Genomic DNA, 18,963 nt, shown 5'->3' on the forward strand with positions numbered 1-18,963 from the left:
TCAGTCTCCCTGAAACACCGGTTTCTGTTTGCTGGCAAAGGCTTCGTAGGCGCGCGTGAAGTCTTTTGTCTGCATGCAGATGGCCTGCGCCTGGGCTTCGGCTTCAATTGCCTGGTCCAGGGTCATGGCCCACTCCTGGTGCAGCATGGTTTTGGTCATGCCGTGGGCAAAGGTCGGGCCGGCGGCCAGTTCGGCGGCCAGCGCCTGCGCCTTGCCCAGCAGCTCGGCCGGCTCGTGCAGGGCATTAAAAAAGCCCCACTGCAGGCCTTCGGGCGCGGTCATGGCGCGGCCGGTGAACAGCAGTTCGGAGGCGCGGCCCTGGCCAATCAGGCGCGGCAGCAAGGCGCAGGCACCCATGTCGGCGCCGGCCAGTCCCACACGCGTGAACAGGAAAGCGGTTTTGGCCTGCGCCGTGCCCAGGCGCATGTCGGCAGCCAGCGCCATCATGGCGCCGGCGCCGGCGCAGATGCCGTCGATCGCGGCGACGATGGGCTGCGGGCACAGGCGCATGGCCTTGACCAGGTCACCGGTCATGCGTGTGAACTCAAGCAGTTCGGGCATGGCCATTTTGGTCAGCGGGCCGATGATTTCATGCACATCACCGCCCGAGCAGAAGTTGCCGCCGGCGCCGGTCAGCACAATCACCTTGACGTCGGTGGCGCTGTTGAGCGCGCGAAACAGGTCGCGCAGCTCGGCGTAGGAGTCGAAGGTCAGCGGGTTCTTGCGCTCCGGCCGGTTCAGGCTCAGGGTGGCCACACCGGCATCAAAAGCATAGGCAAAGTGGCGTGCCTGGTAACCGGCCAGCGCATTGAACTGCGCGTGCATGGGGTTGGCGGGGCCGATGTAGTGTTTCATGCGTTTTCCATTTCCTGGTTCAGATCGGTCTGGTGCTGTTTGACCTTGCCGAGCAGCTTGTGCAGGGTGTCGATTTCGCGCGGCGACAGGCCGCCGAAGGCCTGCACAATCCAGCCCTCGTGCTGGCGCGCCATCTCGTCAAAGGTCTTGCGGCCGCGTGAGGTCAGGCGCACGCGGTAGGCGCGGCGGTCGCCTTCGACGTCCATGCGTTCGACCAGGCCTTCGGTCACCAGCTGGTCGGTGATGCCGGTGACGTTGCCGCCGGTGACCATCATGCGGCGCGACAGCTCGTTCATCTTCAGCCCGTCAGGGTTGCGCTCGAGCTGCGCCATCAAATCGAAGCGCGGCAGGGTGGTGTCGAATTGTTCGCGCAGTTGGCCGCGCACCTGTTTTTCAATCAGCTGTGTGCAGGTCAGCAGGCGCAGCCACAGGCGCAGCGCTTCCGGGTGTTCGCGGTGTCCTCGTGCTTCCATGTCCATGGCATCTCTCCTGATTTACTATCTATTTAATAGCTGCTGGCGCTTGCTGGATATGGGCTCAGGCCTGTTTTTGCTTTGAAAGTTCACGGTACATCTGATCCCGCCCGCTGAGGTAGGGTTTCGGCCAGTCCACTGCCCGGCTTTGCAGCTTGGCCGCTTCGTGCAGGGTCCAGGCCGGGTCGGCCAGGTGCGGGCGCGCAATCGCGCACAGGTCGGCGCGCCCGGCGGCGATGATGCTGTTGACGTGGTCCACTTCCGAAATGGCACCGACGGCAATCGTCTGGATGCCGACCTCGTTGCGGATGCGGTCGGCAAACGGCGTCTGGTACATGCGGCCATACACCGGCTTGGCGGCGCGCGTGGTCTGGCCCGAGGAGACGTCGATGAAGTCGCAGCCGGCGGCCTTGAACAGGCGCGCGATGGCCACCGCGTCGTCGGCCGTGTTGCCGCCCGGCGCCCAGTCGTGGGCCGAGATGCGCACGCTCATGGGCAGGTGCGCGGGCCAGACGGCACGCATGGCCGCAAAAACTTCCAGCGGGTAGCGGCAACGGTTTTCCAGCGAACCGCCGTACTCGTCGCTGCGCCGGTTGGTCAGCGGCGTGATGAAACTCGACAGCAGGTAGCCGTGCGCGCAATGCAGCTCCAGCCAGTCGAAACCGGCCTGCGCGGCATACTGCGTCGAAGCCACAAACTGCGCCTTGATGCGGTCCATGTCCTCGCGGGTCATCGCCTTCGGAACGGCGTTGGTCGGTCCGTAAGAGACCGCGCTGGCCGCCAGCAGCGGCCAGTTGCCGGCGGGCAGCGGCTCGTCGGGTGCTTCCCAGCCGAGCTGCGTCGAGCCTTTGGGGCCGCTGTGGCCCAGCTGCATGCCCATGGCCACACCTTCGCCGGAGCGGTGCGCGAAATCGACAATGCGTTTCCAGGCCAGCATCTGTTCTTCATTCCACAGGCCCGGGCAGCCCGGTGTGATGCGGCCCTCGGGGCAGGGTGCGGTCATTTCGGCAAACACCATGGCCGCGCCGCCCAGCGCGCGCGCACCCAGGTGCACCAGATGGAAGTCCTGGGGCAGGCCATCGACGGCGCTGTAGGTCGCCATGGGCGAAACCACGATGCGGTTTTTCAGCGTCAGTCCCCTGACTTTCAGCGGCAACAGCATGGGCGGCGGCGCCGACGTGGCCCCCACGCTTGCCACTGCGTGTGCTGCGCTGCCCCCCGAGGGGGCCGTCGCTTGCTCGGGGCGGCCCTTCGCGGCGCGGCCCACATTGGCCAGCCACTGCTCGTAGCCCTGCAGCCAGGAGGCGTCGCGCACACGCAGGTTCTCGTGGCTGATGCGCTGCGAACGCGTCAGCAGCGAGTAAAAGAACTGTTCGGCGTCCAGCCCGCTGTAGCGGTCCACATTTTCAAACCACTCGGTCGAGTTGCGCGCCGCATTCTGGATCTTCAGGACTTCGACCGAACGCACGGCTTCATACGCCTGCAGCGCGGCGTCTGCCGCGGGGTGTTGCGCAAAGCAGCGGCTCAGCTCGATCGCGTCTTCCAGCGCGAGCTTGGTGCCGCTGCCTATCGAGAAGTGCGCGGTGTGTGCGGCGTCGCCCATCAGCACGATGGGCACCGGTCTGCCGTTGATGGTCTCGTGGTGCACCCAGCGTTCGCAGACCACGCGCGGGAAGCGGATCCAGATCGCCGAGCCGCGCACGTGCGTCGCGTTGTTCATCAGGGCGTTGCCGTCCAGGTACCTGGCGAACATTTTTTCGCAGAAGGCGATGCCTTCTTCCTGGCTCATCTGGTCCAGGCCATGGGCCTTCCAGACGGCCTCGGGCGTCTCGACGATGAAGGTGGAGGTGTTGTCGTCGAACTTGTAGGCGTGCGCCGCGAACCAGCCGTGTTCGGTCTGCTCGAACGCAAAGGTGAAGGCGTCGAAGGTCTTGTGGGTGCCCAGCCAGACGAAACGGCAGGCGCGCAGGTCGATGTCGGGCTTGAAGGTGTCGGCGTAGCGGTTGCGGATGCGGCTGTTCAGGCCGTCGCTGGCAATCACCAGGTCGGCCTGGTACTTTTCCGTGATGGCCTGGTCATCCTGCACATCGGTTTCAAACACCAGATCGACGCCGAGTTCAATGCAGCGGTCCTGCAGGATGTTGAGCAGGCGCTTGCGGCCTATGCCGCAAAAGCCGTGGCCGCCCGAGCGCACCGAGCGGCCCTTGAAAAACACCTCGATGTCGTCCCAGTGGTTGAACGCGTCACCAATCAGCTGCGCACTGACGGGGTCGGCCGCCTGCAGGTTGCCCAGCGTCTGGTCCGACAGCACCACGCCCCAGCCGAAAGTGTCAAACGGGCGGTTGCGTTCCACCACCGTGATCTGGTTGGCCGGGTTCTGCAGCTTCATCAGCACCGCAAAGTACAAACCGGCGGGCCCGCCGCCCAGGCAAAGAATGCGCATGGAAAGACCGTTCAAGTTGATTGATCGAGTCTTAATTGTTTAGGTTTAAACTATTTTCGTCAAGCGGTTTTACGGACCGGCGACTCATGGTTAACGCTGCCCCTGACGGGGAAGACGTAGCGAGTGCGATGGGTCCTCTTTGCAAGCAGCGGCCGCGGGTCCGGCCCTGGCCTGTCCTGAGCCTGCAGAAGGGCCGGCCCGCAGGCGCAGCGCCCCCTCGGGGGGCAGCGCAGTACGCGAAGCGACAAGCGTGGGGGCCCTATTTCCAGGGTGCCTGGAAGCCGTCGGCCCGGTAAGTCAGCACAAGGGTGTCGCGGTAGCCGTCCCGCGCCGCATCGTCGAGCGGCAGGATGGGGGTGGTTTCATGGATCACCCGGGCGTCGTCCAGCAACAGCGTGGTCAGCGGCTCCTGCATGAGAAAACGCAGGCCGTGCGGGCCGTTGGCGTCGAACACCCGGCTCTCCCCGCCCTTGACGCCGCTGCGCGCCACCAGCATCACCACCACGAAGTCCACACCGTCACGGTGCGCGCCTTCCGGCGTGGGGCGGCCCACGCCACCCGCGGTGTCGATGCGGAACTGGTGCGCCTCAATAAACCAGCGCGCCACCGGCCGAACCTGGGCAAACAGCTGGCCCAAGGCGCACAGCAGGGCGGTCCAGGCCGGCGCGGCGGCGACGGCTGGTTCGACCGGTTCGAACCAGCGCTCAAAGCCGCCGTGCAGGGCGTTGTAGTCGGTCGGCTGCCAGTGGGCGCGGTGAGGCGCCTGTTGCAGCTGCCCGCCGGGCAGCTCCTGGACAAAGCAGCTGTGCCGGCGCCGGCGGTAGTGGCCGCCATCCTTGAGGTGGGCATCGGGCGGCAGGTTGTCCCAGGAGGCGGCCAGGCCGGACCATTGCCCGGCCCAGCCAGACGGCAGGGACAGGGTGGCCGGAAGCTCGGCAGGTGACAGCAGGCTCAGGCCGTCCTGGCTCAGTCCCTGGGCGGCAGGTTTTTGAACGGTGGGGATATTGAACATAACCGCCTATTTTGCTTCACCGGGCTCGCGCATGATCGGGCAAGCTGCCTACAGCCGCCAGCCGAAGACTCGCTCATAATTATCCCTATTCATGCAAAAAAAGGAGCTGCCATGCTGTACAAGTTCAAGTCCAAAGCTTCCGGCGACCTGATCATGCTGGAGGCCAATGGCCGACGCGTGCTGGAAATCATCGGCAAGGACGCCGGTCCCAAGGGCATCATCCTGCCCGAGCAGATGCCGGCAGCCATCGCGGCGCTGGAAGCCGCGATCGTCCTCGAGGAGACCCACGACGAAGGGGCGCCTGAGCCCGTGCCCGGCGAAGGCCTGGGCCTGCGCCAGCGCGCCGTGCCCTTCATCGAGATGCTGCAGCGCAACCACAAGGCCGGGCACGAGGTGGTCTGGGGAGTCTAGTAGAGCCCCCACGGTCGCTCACTGCGTGTAGCTCCCTGCCCCCCGAGGGGGCCGCTGCGCCTGCGGCCCGGCGAAGCCGGTTCCGCGGCCCCTGCTTGAAGGACGAGCCGCGCCGTGTGCCTTCTTGTCCGTTCGTCCTGAGCCTGTCGAAGGATGCCCCCAGCCTTGCTAGTCGACCTTCGCGCCAGAGGCCTTGACGACCAGGGCCCACTTGGTGATTTCGGCGTCAATCAGCTTGGCGAATTCCTGCGGGGTGTTGCCGCTCGGGATGGCGCCCTGGGCCAGCATTTTTTCCTTGATGGCCGGGGTGGCCAGGGCCTTGGCCACTTCCTGCTGGATGCGGCTGACCACGTCGGGCGGCGTGCCGGCCGGCGCCAGCAGGCCAAACCAGCTGCTGGCCTCAAAACCCTTGAGTTTGCCGGCTTCCTCCACCGTGGGCAACTCGGGCATGGCCGTCGAGCGCTGGGCGCTGGTGACTGCAAAGGCCTTGAGCTTGCCGCCCTTGATCTGCGGCATGGCCGACGGCAGGTTGTCGAACATGACGTCCACGTTGCCGCCTATCAGGTCCAGCAGGGCCGGACCGGAACCGCGGTAGGGGATGTGCGTCATGAAAATCCCGGTTTGCGATTTGAACAGTTCGCCGGCCAGGTGAATCGAGGTGCCGTTGCCGCTGGACGCCATGCTGAACTGGCCGGGATGGGCCTTGGCGTATTTGACAAAATCTGCCACGGTGTTGATGCCCAGTTTGGCGGCTTTTTCGGCATTCATGACCATCACGTTGGGCACCCCGGCCACCAGCGTGATCGGGGCAAAGTCTTTTTGCGGGTCAAAAGGCATCTTGCTGTACAGCGACTTGTTGATGCCGTGGGTGCCCACCGTGCCCATCAGCAGGGTATAGCCGTCGCCAGGGGATTTGGCCACGAGGTCGGCGCCCACATTGCCGCCGGCACCGGCCCGGTTGTCCACGATGAAAGGCTGGCCGAAAGCCCGGGTCAGCTCGGGCGCCACGGCGCGGGCCAGGATGTCGGTGGTGCCACCGGGCGCAAACGGCACGACGATGCGCACCGGCTTGGTTGGCCAGGGGCTTTGCGCCGCCGCCGGAAGTGCTATAAAAATAGTAGCTGCCAGCGCAATACTGGAAAGGGCCAGGCGGCGATTTGTCTTGAAGATGGGCATGATGCGGGGTTCCTGTTGGAGTGTGTCAAAGCGATGGATCTATCTTGCCGCTGCGGGGCGGGCGCTTCAATCGGGGCAATCCCGGCCCGCAACAAAAAAGCCGCCTGGCTACTGCCCGGCGGCCTTTCTTCACGCGGCGATGCGGAAATCAGTCGGCAAACTTGCCGGCCGCTTCGATCACCGGCTTGAGCTTGGCAATTTCCGAGGCCACAAAGGCCTTGTGTGCCGCCGGTTCCACGCGTTTGTCGGTCACGACGATCGCGCCCAGGCCTTCCTGCTTCTTGATGAAGTCGGGGTCTTTCAGCGCGAGCTTGAGCGCCGTGTTCAGCTGGGCCTGGATGGCCGGGGACGTGCCTTTGGGTGCGTACAGGCCATGCCAGATGGTCAGGTTGAACCCCTTCAGGCCCATGTCCTGCAGGGACGGATAGTCCTTGAGCAGCTTGTGCGAGGACAGGGGCTTGGCGGTGGTCACGGCAAAAGCCTTGACGCGGCCGGCCTCGATCTGGCCGGTGGTGTTGGTGGTCTGGTCGCACATCAGGTCCACCTGGCCGCCGACCAGTGCATTCATCGCCGGGCCGGTGCCGCCGAACGGAATGGTGGTCATGGCTTCCTTGGCGTTGATCGCCGCTTGCCACATCAGGCCGCACAGGTGCGAGGCTGAACCCAGGCCGGCATGGGCAATGTTGAGCTTGCCGGCATTGGCCTTGATGTAGTTCTCGAAGTCACGGTAAGTGTTGGCTGGCAGCTGGGGCTTGCCAATCAGCGTCATCGGCACTTCATTGATCATGCCCAGGTACTCGAAGTCTTCCAGCGGCTTGTATTGCAGCTTGCGGTACAGCGCGGGGGCGGAAGCCATGCCGATGTGGTGCAGCAGCAGGGTGTGGCCATCCGGGGTGGCCTTGGCGACCTTGGTGGCGGCAATTGTGCCGCCGGCGCCGTTGACGTTTTCCACGACAAAGTTGGCGCCCGGCATGTTTTTGCGCATGGCTTCGGCCAGGTCGCGTGCCACACGGTCGGTCGGACCACCCGCTGCAAAAGGAACCACGATGGCAATCGGTTTGGAGCCGGGGTAGGTCTGGGCATTGGCGAACAACGCTGTTGCGGCAGCGGCGAGGACTAACAGGCGTTTCATCACATATCTCCGTTGAATTGAATGGCACAGTGTAGGCGGCACAGGCGCCGCCGTCATCTCGGGAACTACGTAAGGGCAAGCACTCAGCCCTCCGGGTGCAGCGCAATGTGGGTAGCCGACCCTCGCTACCAGCCAGGGCCGCGGAACCGGCCTGTCCGGGCCGCAGGCGCAGCGCCCCCGGGGGGCATCCTTCGACAGGCTCAGGACGAACGGATAGGAAGCGAGAAGCCGGCGGATCTTTCTTCAAGCAGGGACCGCGCGTCCGGCTCTGCCGGCCGGCAGGCGCAGCGCCCCCTCGGGGGGCAGAGAGCGACACGCAGTGCGCGAACGTGGGGGCTCTACTTGTAACTTCGGGCGTCCTCGATGACCTTGCCATCGTTGGGCAGGCTGCCCGGCGCCATCAGCTCGACATCGCCGCGCAGCTTGGTCACATCGCGGATCGCCTCGCTGATCCGGCTTTCCAGTTCCTGCGGCATGGAGGTCGCTTCCACCTTGAGCGTCATACTGTCGCTGGCCATCTCGCCGGTGACGACCAGGCGCGCCTTGAGCACCTCGGGAAAACGCCGGGTGATGTCGGCCACCTGGCCGGGATGCACAAACATGCCCCGGATTTTCGTGGTCTGGTCGGCCCGGCCCATCCAGCCCTTGATCCGGGTGTTGGTTCGCCCGGTGGGACAGGCGCCAGGCAGTATCGCCGACAGGTCGCCCGTTCCAAAGCGGATCAGCGGGTAGTCGGGGTTCAGGGTGGTGACCACCAGTTCGCCGACCTCGCCCTCCGGCACGGGGTCGCCGGTGCCGGGACGGACAATTTCCACAATCACGCCTTCGTCCAGCACCAGGCCTTCGCGCGCGGAGGTTTCGTAGGCGATCAGCCCCAGGTCGGCGGTGGCGTAGCTCTGGTAGACCGCCAGGCCGTGCCCGGCAAACCAGTCGCGCAGGCTGGGCGGAAGTGCCTCGCCGCCCGTCAGGCCCTTGCGGATGCTGGAGATGTCGCTGCCGGCCTCAAGCGCTTTTTCGACCAGGATGCGCAGGAAACTGGGCGTTCCCATGTAGGCCTCGGGCCGGAGTTCGGCGATCGCCTGGAGCTGTTGCTCGGTCTGCCCCACCCCGGCCGGAAAAACGCTGCAGCCGATGGCGTGCGCACCGGATTCCATGATGAAGGCACCCGGTGTCATGTGGTAGCTGAACGCGTTGTGGGCCAGGTCGCCGGCGCGAAAACCCGCGGCGAACAGGGCGCGGGCGGCACGCCAGTAGTCGCGGGCGGTGCCTTCGGGCTCATAGATCGGGCCAGGGGATGAAAAAATGCGCGGCATCTTCGGGCCGCGCAGCAGTGTGGAAAAGCCGCCAAACGTGTCGTTGCCGCGGGCCGCCTGCTGCCGCGCCAGCAGTTCGTGTTTGCGTGTGACCGGCAGCCGTGCCAGCGTCTGGCGCGACATGACTTCCCTGGCTTGCAGCCCCGCAAGAATGGCGCCAAAGGCAGGCGCGGCCTTTTGCGCATGCGCCACCTGCGCCGGCAGCGCCGCCATCAGCTGGGTCTCGCGGGCGGCCGGGTCCCGTGTTTCCAGCGCGTCGTAATACTCAGTCATAAGATCTCCGAGGGAGCGTTGGGCTCCCCTCTTTACCAGCAGGGGCCGCGGGACCGGCTTTGCCGGACCGCAGGCGCAGCGCCCCCGAGGGGGGCAGGGCGCTACACGCAGTGAGCAACCGTGGGGGCTTCATGCAAGCCAGCGCTTGCGGCGCTTGTAGCTCTTGACGTCCTTGAAGCTTTTGCGCTCGCCGCCGCCAACGCCGAGGTAAAACTCCTTGACGTCTTCGTTGTTCGCCAGATCGCTGGCCTGGCCGTCCATCACGATACGGCCGCTTTCCATGATGTAGCCGTAGTCGGCGTATTTCAAGGCCATGTTGGTGTTTTGCTCGGCCAGCAGAAAGGTCACTTTTTCTTTCTGGTTGAGGTCTTTCACGATGTTGAAGACTTCCTCGACGATCTGCGGCGCCAGGCCCATCGAGGGTTCGTCGAGCAACACCATGCTCGGGTTGGCCATCAGCGCACGGCCGATGGCGCACATCTGCTGCTCGCCGCCCGAGGTGTAGGCTGCCTGCGAGGTCCGCCGTGTTTTCAGGCGCGGGAAATAGTTGTAGACCTTCTCGAGGTTGGCCGCCACTTCGGCCTTGTTTTTGCGCGTGTAGGCGCCGGTCAGCAGGTTTTCCTCAATTGTCAGGTGGGCGAAGCAGTGCCGGCCCTCCATGACCTGCACCACACCGCGTTGCACCAGGTCGGCCGGAGACAGGTTTTCGATGCGTTCGCCGCGCAGCTCGATGGAGCCCTTGGTGACTGCCCCACGTTCGCCCTGCAGCAGGTTGGAGATGGCCCGCAGGGTTGTGGTCTTGCCGGCGCCATTGCCGCCCAGAATGGCCACGATACGACCCTGCGGCACTTGCAGGGACACGCCCTTGAGCACCAGGATGACGTGGTTGTAAATGACTTCGATGCCATTGACGTTCAGGACGATATCGCTGGCGATGTCAGGTTTTTCCATAAGAATGTTTCTGCTTGTTGCTGTCCAAACGGCAGCGCTGCAACAGGGGCTTGAAGCGCTGGCGTTTGGCGGCTCGTCGGAGCCGCTGCCCTCCTGCGCCGCAGGAGGGCTTAAAGCCTCATCACATCAGGACTGGCAATCCGCAGCCGTACGCCGCGTCAGCTTTTTCTCGGCGGCGTATTTATCGGCAGAATTTTTCACCAGGGGGCGGATGACTTGCTCGTCAGCCTGCAGCCAGTCCGAGGCCCAGACAAACTTGCTGCCGTCCCACTGGTGCACACGTGCCCACGCAGAGCCCATGTGGTCCACGCAGTTGGTCGAAACCGGGCGCATCACGCCCTTGAAGCCGAGGGCGTCCAGCTTGGCCTGGGTCAGGTTCAGGTTTTCATAACCCCAGCGCGCCTGCTCGCCGGTGACAACCTTGCCTTTGCCAAAGCGTTCCTGCGCTGCACGTACACCTTCGGTGGCCAGCAAGGCGCCCAGCACGCCGCGCATGTACAGCACGCTGCCCACTTCTTCCTTGGGGCCGGTTCCCTGGCCTTTCGCATGCACCTTTTCCAGGATGTCCTTGACAACGGCCGACTGTGGCTCGGCGCCGTGCTGCATCATCACGGCGCTGTAACCCTTGGCACCCTGGCCGATGTCTTTCAGATCAGGCTCTGCGCCAGACCACCAGGTACCGAACATTTTTTCACGCGGATAACCGACGGCCTGGGCTTCCTTGATGGCGGTCGGTGTCATCACGCCCCAGGTTTGCAAAATCACGTAGTCAGGCTGATCCCTTCTGACCTGTAGCCAGGTGGCTTTTTGTTCCACGCCAGGCGCGGCGATCGGCAACAGCTGCAAGGTGAAGCCGTACTGAGCTGCGCGCTCTTGCAGGATAGGCAGCAGTTCCTTGCCGAAAGGACTGTCGTGGTAACCGACGGCAATTTTTTTGCCCTTCAGTTTGTCCATGCCGCCGGCCTGCTTGCCGATGTGCTGGAGCACCGTATCCCCGGCGACCCAGTAGTGGCCAATCAGCGGAAAATTCCATTTGAAAATGCCACCGTCGGCAGAATCGCTGCGGCCATAGCCGGAGGTGATCATCGGAATCTTGTCGGCAGGGATTTTCTCGGTCAGGGCAAAAGTGATGCCGGTGGACAGGGGCTGGAAGACGGTTGCGCCGCCGTGTTTTCCCTTGAGCCGCTCATAACATTCCACACCGCGGTCTGTGGCGTAAGCAGTCTCACATTCTTCGACCAGCGTTTTGACGCCGTTGATGCCACCGCGCGCATTGACCAGCTTCATGTAGTCGTTGTGCCCGTTGGCCCAGGGTGTGGCATTGGGTGCCACCGGGCCGGTGCGCCCCGACAAGACCGGGAAAAACTGCTCCTTGGCTTGGGCGAAGGCCCCGGTGCCAACAGTGGCCAGCACACTGGCCAAAACGAGGTTGCGAACTTTCATGCCTGTCTCCTTGAATGTGGCATCAGAGTGCCATGGGTTAACGAAAGAAAAACCTGGCGCTGCGCGCGGCGATCAATGCGGAAAAGGCCATAAGCGCATCTTTTGCTTGCCAACGCTCCACAGCTTGGCCAGACCGTGGGGCTCCACGATCAGGAACCAGATGATGAGCGCTCCAAAAATCATGATTTCTGCGTGGGCGACGGCAGCCGTTGAGATGTCGATTCCCACCAGATTGCCGACAGCAGGCAAAAACTGATTCAGAAAAATCGGCAAGACAACAATAAACGCCGCGCCAAAAAAGCTGCCCATGATGGAGCCCATGCCGCCAATGATCACCATGAACAGGAGCTGAAACGACCGGTCGATGGAAAACGCAGCCGGCTCCCAGGACCCCAGATGCACAAACCCCCAGAGGCCGCCGGCAACACCCACAATGAATGAGCTGACCGCAAAGGCACTCAGCTTGGCGTATATCGGTCGAATCCCGATCACCGCCGCAGCCACATCCATGTCGCGGATTGCCATCCATTCCCGCCCGACAGCGCCGCGCACCAGATTCTTGGCCATCAGCCCGAAGACGATCAGAAAGCCCAGGCAGAAGAGGTACTTGCTGGCGGGGGAGGTGATGGGCCAGCCCATCAGGCTGAGATCCGACACCGCCACCGAGCCGGACGAGCTGTTGTTGGTGAACCAGCTGACACGCAAGAAGGCCCAGTCGCAGAAAAACTGGGCAGCCAGCGTGGTGACCGCCAGATACAGCCCTTTTACGCGCAGGCTGGGAACCCCGAAAAACAGGCCCAGCAAGGTGGCGAAGAAGCCACCGAGCAGCAGGGCGGCAATCAGCGGCATACCGTCAATACGCACATAGCAGTTGTACGCCGCATAGGCGCCCACCGCCATGAAGGCGCCGGATCCCAGGGAGATCTGGCCGCAGTAGCCCACCAGAATGTTGACGCCGAGCGCGGCCAGCGACAGGATGACAAAAGGAATAAAAATCGCCCGCAGCAGGTATTCATCAGCAAGCAGCGGGATGCCCACGACGGCGATGACAAACAGCGCCAGTATGCCCAGCCGGTCCTGCGTGATCGGAAAGATCTGGCTGTCTGCCCGATAGCTGGTTTTGAACTGGCCGTTTTCTCTGTAGAACATGTGGGTACGCCGTTAGATCGCGATGGAGGAATATCTGCGGGGGACTGTGCCCCGTCCAGCAGGGGTCGCGGAACCGGCTTTGCCGGGCCGCAGGCGCAGCGCCCCCCCGGGGGGCAGCGCAGTACACGAAGTGACAAGCGTGGGGGCTTCCATACGCGATCGATGATTTTTTAGTTTCAACACGCTGCGCTTAACTTTGCCTTGCAAAGTTAGTCTGCACTGAAAGATCATCCCTGCCCTTGCTGGCAGAGAACCCATGAATGGATTCTTCGCGTATTTCATACGCGATCGATGATCTTTTCACCGAACAAACCCTGGGGCCGAAACATCAAAAAGACCAGCGCCAGCACATAGGCGAACCAGATCTCTATGCCGCCACCGACGTAAGGGCCCAGGAAAACTTCAGACAATTTTTCGCCCACCCCGATGATGAGTCCACCGATGATGGCGCCGGGTACAGAAGTGAGGCCGCCGAGAATCACCACCGGCAGTGCGCGCAGGGCCACGGTCGTCAGCGAAAATTGAACACCGAGCTTGCTGCCCCAGATCATGCCGGCCACCAACGCCACGACGCCAGCCACACACCAGACAATGACCCAGATGCGGTTGAGCGGTATGCCTATGCTCTGCGCCGCCTGGTGGTCGTCGGCCACCGCACGCAAGGCCCGGCCAGTGGCGGTTTTCTGGAAAAACACACTGAGCAGGGTCACCAGCACGGCGGCGATCAGGGCCGCGTAGAGGTCTTCCTTGTTGATCAGCAAGCCGCCTTCAAATACCGAGCTGAAGGCAAATACGGGTTCTTTGGGCATGCCAATGTCAATCTTGTAGATCGCACTGCCAAACAGCGATTGCCCGAGACCATCGAGAAAATACCCGATGCCCAGCGTGGCCATGAGCAAGGTGGTGCCTTCCTGGTTGACCAGGTGCCGCAGCACCAGCCATTCAATCAGCCAGGCGACCGCAAACATGACAAAAGCCGCCAGCACAAAAGCGATCAGGTTGGCCAGCAGCAGGCTTTGCAAACCCAGCCATTGGGGCACCCATTCTGCAAAGCGCGCCATGGCCAGCGCTGCAAACAACACCATCGCGCCCTGCGCAAAATTGAACACGCCAGAAGCTTTGAAAATCAGCACAAAGCCAAGCGCCACCAGCGAATACAGCATGCCGGCCATCAAGCCACCCAGAAGTGTTTCCAGAAAGAATGCCATCAGATGCTCCAATTTCCAGCAGCGGCCGCAGAACCGGCTTCGCCGGGCTGCAGGCGGCGTCCCCTGCAAGGGGAGAGGCGGCTACGCGAAGCGAGTCCGCAACAGGGGTGTGCCATATTCATCAGTGACTCGTTCCTAGATAAGCCTTGATCACGTCCGGGTTGTTGCGGACTTCATCGGGGGTGCCGTCGCCGATCTTTTTGCCGTAGTCCAGCACCACAACACGGTCGGAAATGTCCATCACCACACCCATGTCGTGTTCAATCAGGACCACGGTGGTGCCGAACTCATCGTTGACGTCGAGTACAAAGCGGCACATGTCCTGCTTTTCCTCGACGTTCATGCCGGCCATGGGTTCGTCGAGCAGCAACACCTGCGGTTCCATCGCCAGGGCGCGGCCCAGGTCCACACGTTTTTGCAGGCCGTAGGGCAGCTGCCCCACCGGCGTTTTGCGATAGGCCTGGATCTCCAGGAAGTCGATGATTTTTTCAACGGCTTCGCGATGCTGGAATTCTTCCTTTTGCGCCGGGCCGATGCGCAGCGCCTGAAGCAGCAGGTTGCTTTTGATCTTCAGGTTGCGCCCGGTCATGATGTTGTCGAGCACGCTCATGCCCTTGAACAGCGCCAGGTTCTGGAACGTGCGCGCCACACCCATGACGGCCACCTGGTGGCTGTTCATGTGTTTGAAGGTCTGGCCGCGAAAGGTGATCGTGCCCTGCTGCGGCGTGTAGACGCCGTTGATGCAGTTGAGCATGGAGCTTTTGCCGGCGCCGTTGGGGCCGATGATGGCGCGGATTTCGTGCTCTTTCACATTGAAGGAGATGTCCGCCAGCGCTTTCACACCTCCGAAGCTCAGGGAGATGTTGTGGACGTCGAGGATGACGTCGCCTATTTTCTTGCTCATGCTGCGGCCTTCACCGGTGCAAAGGTCTGGGCGTCCGAAATTTTCAGCGTGGCGCTCACGCTGCCGCTGCGGCCGTCTTCAAACTTGACAACGGTTTCAATGAACTGCTCGGTTTTTCCGCTGTACAGCGCATCGACCAGGGGCTGGTACTTGTCGGCGATGAAGCCGCGGCGCACCTTGTTGGTACGGGTCAGTTCGCCGTCGTCGGCGTCGAGTTCCTTGTGCAGCACCAGGAAGCGGCTGATCTGCGAGCCCGCCAGCAGGGCGTCGGCGCTGAGGTCGGCGTTGACCTTCTCGACACATTCCTTGATCAGCTGGTAGACCTCGGGTTTTTGCGCCAGGTCGGTGTAGCCGGCATACGGCAGGTTGCGCCGCTCGGCCCAGTTGCCGACCGCATCGAAGTCGATGTTGATCATGACGCAGACTTTTTCGCGGCCGTCGCCATAAGCCACAACTTCCTTGACGTGCGGGAAAAATTTCAGCTTGTTCTCGACATACTTGGGCGCAAACATGGCGCCGTCGTTGGCGCCGCCCTTGATGCGGCCCACGTCTTTGACGCGGTCGATGATCTTGAGGTGGCCGCTGGCATCGAGAAAGCCGGCATCGCTGGTGTGGTACCAGCCGTCGGCTGTCAGCACCTCTGCCGTGGCGGCCGGGTTTTTGTAATAGGCCTTGAGCAGACCGGCGGACTTGACGAGGATTTCGCCGTTGTCGGCCACCCTGATTTCCACGCCCTTGATCGGCACGCCCACCGTGTCCGCGCGCGCCTGGTTGTCTGGCTGCAGGCAGACAAACACGGCTGTTTCGGTCGAGCCGTAAAGCTGCTTGAGATTGATGCCGATGGACCGGTAAAAGGTGAACAGGTCGGGACCAATCGCTTCACCGGCCGTGTAGGCGACCCGGACCCGGCTGAAGCCCAGGTTGTTGCGCAGCGGGCCGTAAGCCATGACCTGGCCGAGCGCATAGAGCAGCCGGTCGCCGGCACCCACCGGCAGGCCATCCATCAGGGCCGGGCCAACACGTTTGGCCACATCCATGAAGAAGTGAAACATCTTGCGCTTGAGCAGGCCCGCGTCTTCCATGCGGATCATCACGCTGGTCAGCAGGCCTTCGAAGACACGCGGCGGCGCGAAGTAATAAGTCGGGCCGACTTCCTTCAGGTCGATGGTGACGGTGCTGGCGTTTTCCGGGCAGTTCACCACATAACCGCAGCACAGCCACTGCGCGTAGCTGAAAATGTTCTGGCCAATCCAGGCCGGCGGCAGGTAGGCCAGCACTTCCTCGCGGCTAGTCAGCTTGTCGAACTCGGCGCCGGCTTCGGCGCGGTCGAGCAGGGTGCTGTGCGTGTGCACCACGCCCTTGGGGTTGCCGGTGGTGCCCGAGGTGAAGAACATGGCGGCCACATCGTCGGGCTGCGCCTGTTCGACCTGGTTCCTGAAAAACGCCGGCTGGCCGGCGGCCAAGGCCTGGCCCGAAGCGATCAGCGCATCGAGGGCGACCAGGCCCGGCTCGTTGTAGTTGCGCAGCCCGCGCGGGTCGTCGTAAATGATGTGGGCCAACTGCGGGCATTGCTCGCGGATGTCCATGAGTTTGTCGACCTGCTCCTGGTCTTCGACCATCGCAAAGCGGACTTCCGCATTGTTGATGGGGAACACACATTCGGCGCCCACGGCGTCCTGGTACAGGGGCACGGCAATGGCACCCAGCGACTGTGCCGCCAGCATGGTGGCGTACAGCCGCGGACGGTTCGCGCCAACCACAACCATGTGTTCGCCGCGCTGCAGGCCGGCCTGGTGCAGGCCGCAGGCGATGTGTTCCACCAGCGCGGCCATGTCGGCCCAACTGTGCGCCTGCCAGATGCCGTATTCCTTCTCGCGCATGGCAGGCGCCGTGGGGCGTTCTGCGGCGTGTTTCAGCAGCAATCGGGGGAAGGTGGTCTGCATTCGGTACCTTGTCTCCAGTGTTCAGTGCGGCTTCCCGTTCAGGAGAAGCGCTTGCGTGGAATGAATAGTAGGACTGCCTTTGACGTTACGGTGTCATTGCGACGACAATTTCCGGGTAAGTCCTAGTGGGGTGTCCCCGGGGTTCGGCCCTGTTATCGGATAAAGCGGCCATCGCGCGCAACCATGGTGAGTTCGACGAAGCGCGACGCGTTCGTCGCCGAATCGCTGAAGCTCACTTCGAAACCGCCCAGGTCGTAGCGTTTGAGGTTCCAGGTGCTGTCTACAAAGCCGCTGCGTGTCGGGTTCCGTCCCGCAAGCCGGAGCGCCTCGGCAAAAACCCGGGCATTGATATAACCCTCCAGTGCCAGATGCGACGGCGCCAGTGTCACGCCGGCAGCCTTCCAGGCCTGCTGGAATTCGCGAACGATGGGCACCACGGTGGCGTTCGGCAGGGGTACGACCTGGGAAATGGCGATGCCGGTCGCATCGTCGCCCATGGCCTTGATGGTGGCGGCGGCTCCCATGATGGAGAGGGCATACAGCGGCAGCCCCTTGCGGTGCATGCGCATCGCCTTGACGAAGTCGATGGTGGGTTTGCCCGCCAGGCCGACCAGCACCGCCTCCGGGTTCGAGGTCGCGACCTTGGCCGCGGCTGCGCCCGCGTCCGAGGAATTGTTTTCCACGGTCACGATGGCCGTGGCATCGAGCTTGTGCCGGGTCATGGAGCGCTGGGTGGCGTCGAACACTTCCTTGCCGAAGGTGTTGTTCTGGTAGACGATCGCGATGCGCTTGACGCCGATGGTCGCGAGGTGTTGCACCAGCTGCTCCGCCTCGTCCGCATAGCTGGCGCGGATGTTGAACACATTGCGGGCATTTTTGGGCCGAACGGACAGGGCGCCGGAAAAGGGCGCAAAAAGCGGGATGCCCGATTCAATCACCTGCGGCAGCATGGCCTCGATCATGGGGGTGCCCATGCAATTGAACAGCGCGAAGTTGTTGCGGTCTTCAATGAACCCCTTCACATTGGCGAGCGCACGCTTGACGTCGTAACCGTCGTCGGCCGCGACGAGTTCGATGGGCCGGCCGTTCACCCCGCCTTTGGCATTGATGGCCGCAAAACACGCCTTGGCACCCTGGTGCATGGCCTGGCCCAGTTCGCCCAGGGGGCCGCTGAGTGCCGTGGACTGCGCAATTTTCAGGGGGGCGGTGTTGTCGGCGCGCAGGGGTGCATGAAAGGCCACGGGCAGCGCCGCGAGCGCGCCCAGCACGCTGCGGCGTGTCGGTTGGCCGGCCTGTGGGGCGCATGTCGCGGCATGCCCGGGATGGGGGGTGGAGGGGAGAGAGGTGGTCATGGGGTCCTGGCTGGAGGTTGAAATTTGAGTGGCCAGATGCTAGGGGGTGGATTGACAATAAAATGTCTATCCAGCGACAATTCAAGGGTGTGCCCTCTCCGGAGTTTCCCGAGAGAGATTCCGATTCCTTCACCTGACCCTTGTGATCCGTGTCTACTGACCTGACCCTCCACCAGCGCCGCAGGACGCCCACCCTTGAAGAGCAGCAAGGCATTCCCTGGCTGTGGCAGTTGTTGCCGGATGAGCGCGCGCGCGCGGTGGCGCAGCTGCAGGTGGGTGACGCCGCACCGGGCGACTATGTCTGCCGGGTCGGCAAGCCGGTGACCTACTGGTTCGGCGTGGTCGAAGGCCTGCTCAAGATGAGCAGCGACAACGCCCAGGGCACCACCATGACGTTTGCCGGGCTGCCGCCGGGCGGCTGGTTCGGCGAGGGGACGGCGCTCAAGCGCGAGCCCTACCGCTACAACATCCAGGCGCTGCGCAAAAGTGTGGTGGCCGGCTTGCCGGTGGATACCTTTCACTGGCTGCTGGACCACTCGATCGGTTTCAACCGCTTCGTGATGAACCAGCTCAACGAGCGCCTGGGGCAGTTCATTGCCGCGCGCGAGATTGACCGCATGGCCAACCCCGATCTGCGCGTGGCCCGCAGCCTGGCGGCGCTGTTCAACCCGGTGTTGTACCCGGGCGTCGGCGAAATCCTGCGCATCACCCAGCAGGAGATGGCCTACCTCGTGGGGCTGTCGCGCCAGCGTGTGAACGAGGCGCTGTCCAACCTGCAGGCGCAGGGCACGATCCGCATCGAATACGGCGGTTTGCGTGTGCTGGACCTGGAGGCGCTGCGCAGCAGCATTATTCAGTAAATAAGGGCTCTGGCCCTTGTACTGATTGCGCAGACAGCTATCAAATGCATAGCATAAAGACGCTT

At 63.1% G+C, this 18,963-nt stretch carries 16 protein-coding genes; 2 read left to right on the forward strand and 14 right to left on the reverse strand.

The genetic code is table 11. The features are described 5' to 3' along the window. The 4 genes from PSV40_RS11465 to PSV40_RS11480 form a co-directional block, all read right to left on the reverse strand. Positions 1–855 carry an enoyl-CoA hydratase family protein gene (locus PSV40_RS11465; protein ID WP_300537541.1) on the reverse strand — a complete coding sequence of 285 codons (855 nt, stop codon included), beginning with the start codon at positions 853–855 and terminating at the stop codon, positions 1–3. Beyond that, entirely contained in the window at positions 852–1,334 is a 483-nt protein-coding gene (locus tag PSV40_RS11470) for a MarR family transcriptional regulator (RefSeq protein ID WP_300537544.1), read from the reverse strand. Before PSV40_RS11470 ends, PSV40_RS11465 begins: the two co-directional genes overlap by 4 nt. Positions 1,335–1,392: 58 nt before the next feature. After that, positions 1,393–3,771 (reverse strand): bifunctional salicylyl-CoA 5-hydroxylase/oxidoreductase, encoded by a 2,379-nt coding sequence (locus PSV40_RS11475; protein ID WP_300537838.1) that lies wholly within the window; start codon positions 3,769–3,771, stop codon positions 1,393–1,395. A 259-nt stretch (positions 3,772–4,030) separates the two neighbouring features. Next, entirely contained in the window at positions 4,031–4,783 is a 753-nt protein-coding gene (locus PSV40_RS11480) for a 2OG-Fe dioxygenase family protein (RefSeq protein ID WP_300537546.1), read from the reverse strand. 111 nt (positions 4,784–4,894) lie between these two features. Between PSV40_RS11480 and PSV40_RS11485 the strand changes: the two genes are divergently transcribed. Further along, complete coding sequence (locus PSV40_RS11485) at positions 4,895–5,194, forward strand: DUF1840 domain-containing protein (RefSeq protein ID WP_300537548.1); 300 nt, start codon at positions 4,895–4,897, stop codon at positions 5,192–5,194. Positions 5,195–5,362: 168 nt separating this feature from the next. Here the strand turns inward: PSV40_RS11485 and PSV40_RS11490 are convergent, their stop codons facing one another. From PSV40_RS11490 to PSV40_RS11535, 10 genes are all read right to left on the reverse strand, one after another. Continuing rightward, a complete protein-coding gene (locus PSV40_RS11490; RefSeq protein WP_300537550.1) occupies positions 5,363–6,370 on the reverse strand; it encodes a tripartite tricarboxylate transporter substrate binding protein in 1,008 nt (335 codons plus the stop codon). Between the two features lie 148 nt (positions 6,371–6,518). After that, complete coding sequence (locus tag PSV40_RS11495; protein ID WP_300537552.1) at positions 6,519–7,502, reverse strand: tripartite tricarboxylate transporter substrate-binding protein; 984 nt, start codon at positions 7,500–7,502, stop codon at positions 6,519–6,521. Between the two features lie 338 nt (positions 7,503–7,840). Continuing rightward, positions 7,841–9,088 carry an AMP-binding protein gene (locus PSV40_RS11500; protein ID WP_300537554.1) on the reverse strand — a complete coding sequence of 416 codons (1,248 nt, stop codon included), beginning with the start codon at positions 9,086–9,088 and terminating at the stop codon, positions 7,841–7,843. A 129-nt stretch (positions 9,089–9,217) separates the two neighbouring features. Beyond that, positions 9,218–10,039 carry an ABC transporter ATP-binding protein gene (locus tag PSV40_RS11505; protein ID WP_300537556.1) on the reverse strand — a complete coding sequence of 274 codons (822 nt, stop codon included), beginning with the start codon at positions 10,037–10,039 and terminating at the stop codon, positions 9,218–9,220. 126 nt (positions 10,040–10,165) lie between these two features. Beyond that, positions 10,166–11,482 (reverse strand): ABC transporter substrate-binding protein, encoded by a 1,317-nt coding sequence (locus tag PSV40_RS11510; RefSeq protein WP_300537558.1) that lies wholly within the window; start codon positions 11,480–11,482, stop codon positions 10,166–10,168. 72 nt (positions 11,483–11,554) lie between these two features. After that, the gene (locus tag PSV40_RS11515; protein WP_300537560.1) at positions 11,555–12,631 is read right to left on the reverse strand and encodes a branched-chain amino acid ABC transporter permease; all 1,077 of its coding nucleotides are present in this window, start codon (positions 12,629–12,631) and stop codon (positions 11,555–11,557) included. Positions 12,632–12,909: 278 nt separating this feature from the next. Then, positions 12,910–13,839, reverse strand: coding sequence for a branched-chain amino acid ABC transporter permease (locus tag PSV40_RS11520; protein WP_300537562.1), 930 nt, complete (start codon positions 13,837–13,839; stop codon positions 12,910–12,912). 121 nt (positions 13,840–13,960) lie between these two features. Beyond that, positions 13,961–14,743 carry an ABC transporter ATP-binding protein gene (locus PSV40_RS11525; protein ID WP_300537564.1) on the reverse strand — a complete coding sequence of 261 codons (783 nt, stop codon included), beginning with the start codon at positions 14,741–14,743 and terminating at the stop codon, positions 13,961–13,963. Further along, positions 14,740–16,686: an AMP-binding protein gene (locus PSV40_RS11530; protein WP_300537566.1), complete on the reverse strand. Its 1,947-nt coding sequence runs from the start codon at positions 16,684–16,686 to the stop codon at positions 14,740–14,742. The genes PSV40_RS11525 and PSV40_RS11530 overlap by 4 nt, the downstream gene beginning before the upstream one ends. 152 nt (positions 16,687–16,838) lie before the next feature. Next, positions 16,839–18,038, reverse strand: a complete 1,200-nt coding sequence (locus tag PSV40_RS11535; protein ID WP_300537568.1) for an ABC transporter substrate-binding protein — start codon at positions 18,036–18,038, stop codon at positions 16,839–16,841. Between the two features lie 149 nt (positions 18,039–18,187). Between PSV40_RS11535 and PSV40_RS11540 the strand changes: the two genes are divergently transcribed. Then, positions 18,188–18,898, forward strand: a complete 711-nt coding sequence (locus PSV40_RS11540) for a Crp/Fnr family transcriptional regulator (protein WP_300537570.1) — start codon at positions 18,188–18,190, stop codon at positions 18,896–18,898. Positions 18,899–18,963: the final 65 nt, after the last annotated feature.

It is taken from the genome of Polaromonas sp., from assembly GCF_029945925.1.
Taxonomy (GTDB): domain Bacteria; phylum Pseudomonadota; class Gammaproteobacteria; order Burkholderiales; family Burkholderiaceae_C; genus Polaromonas.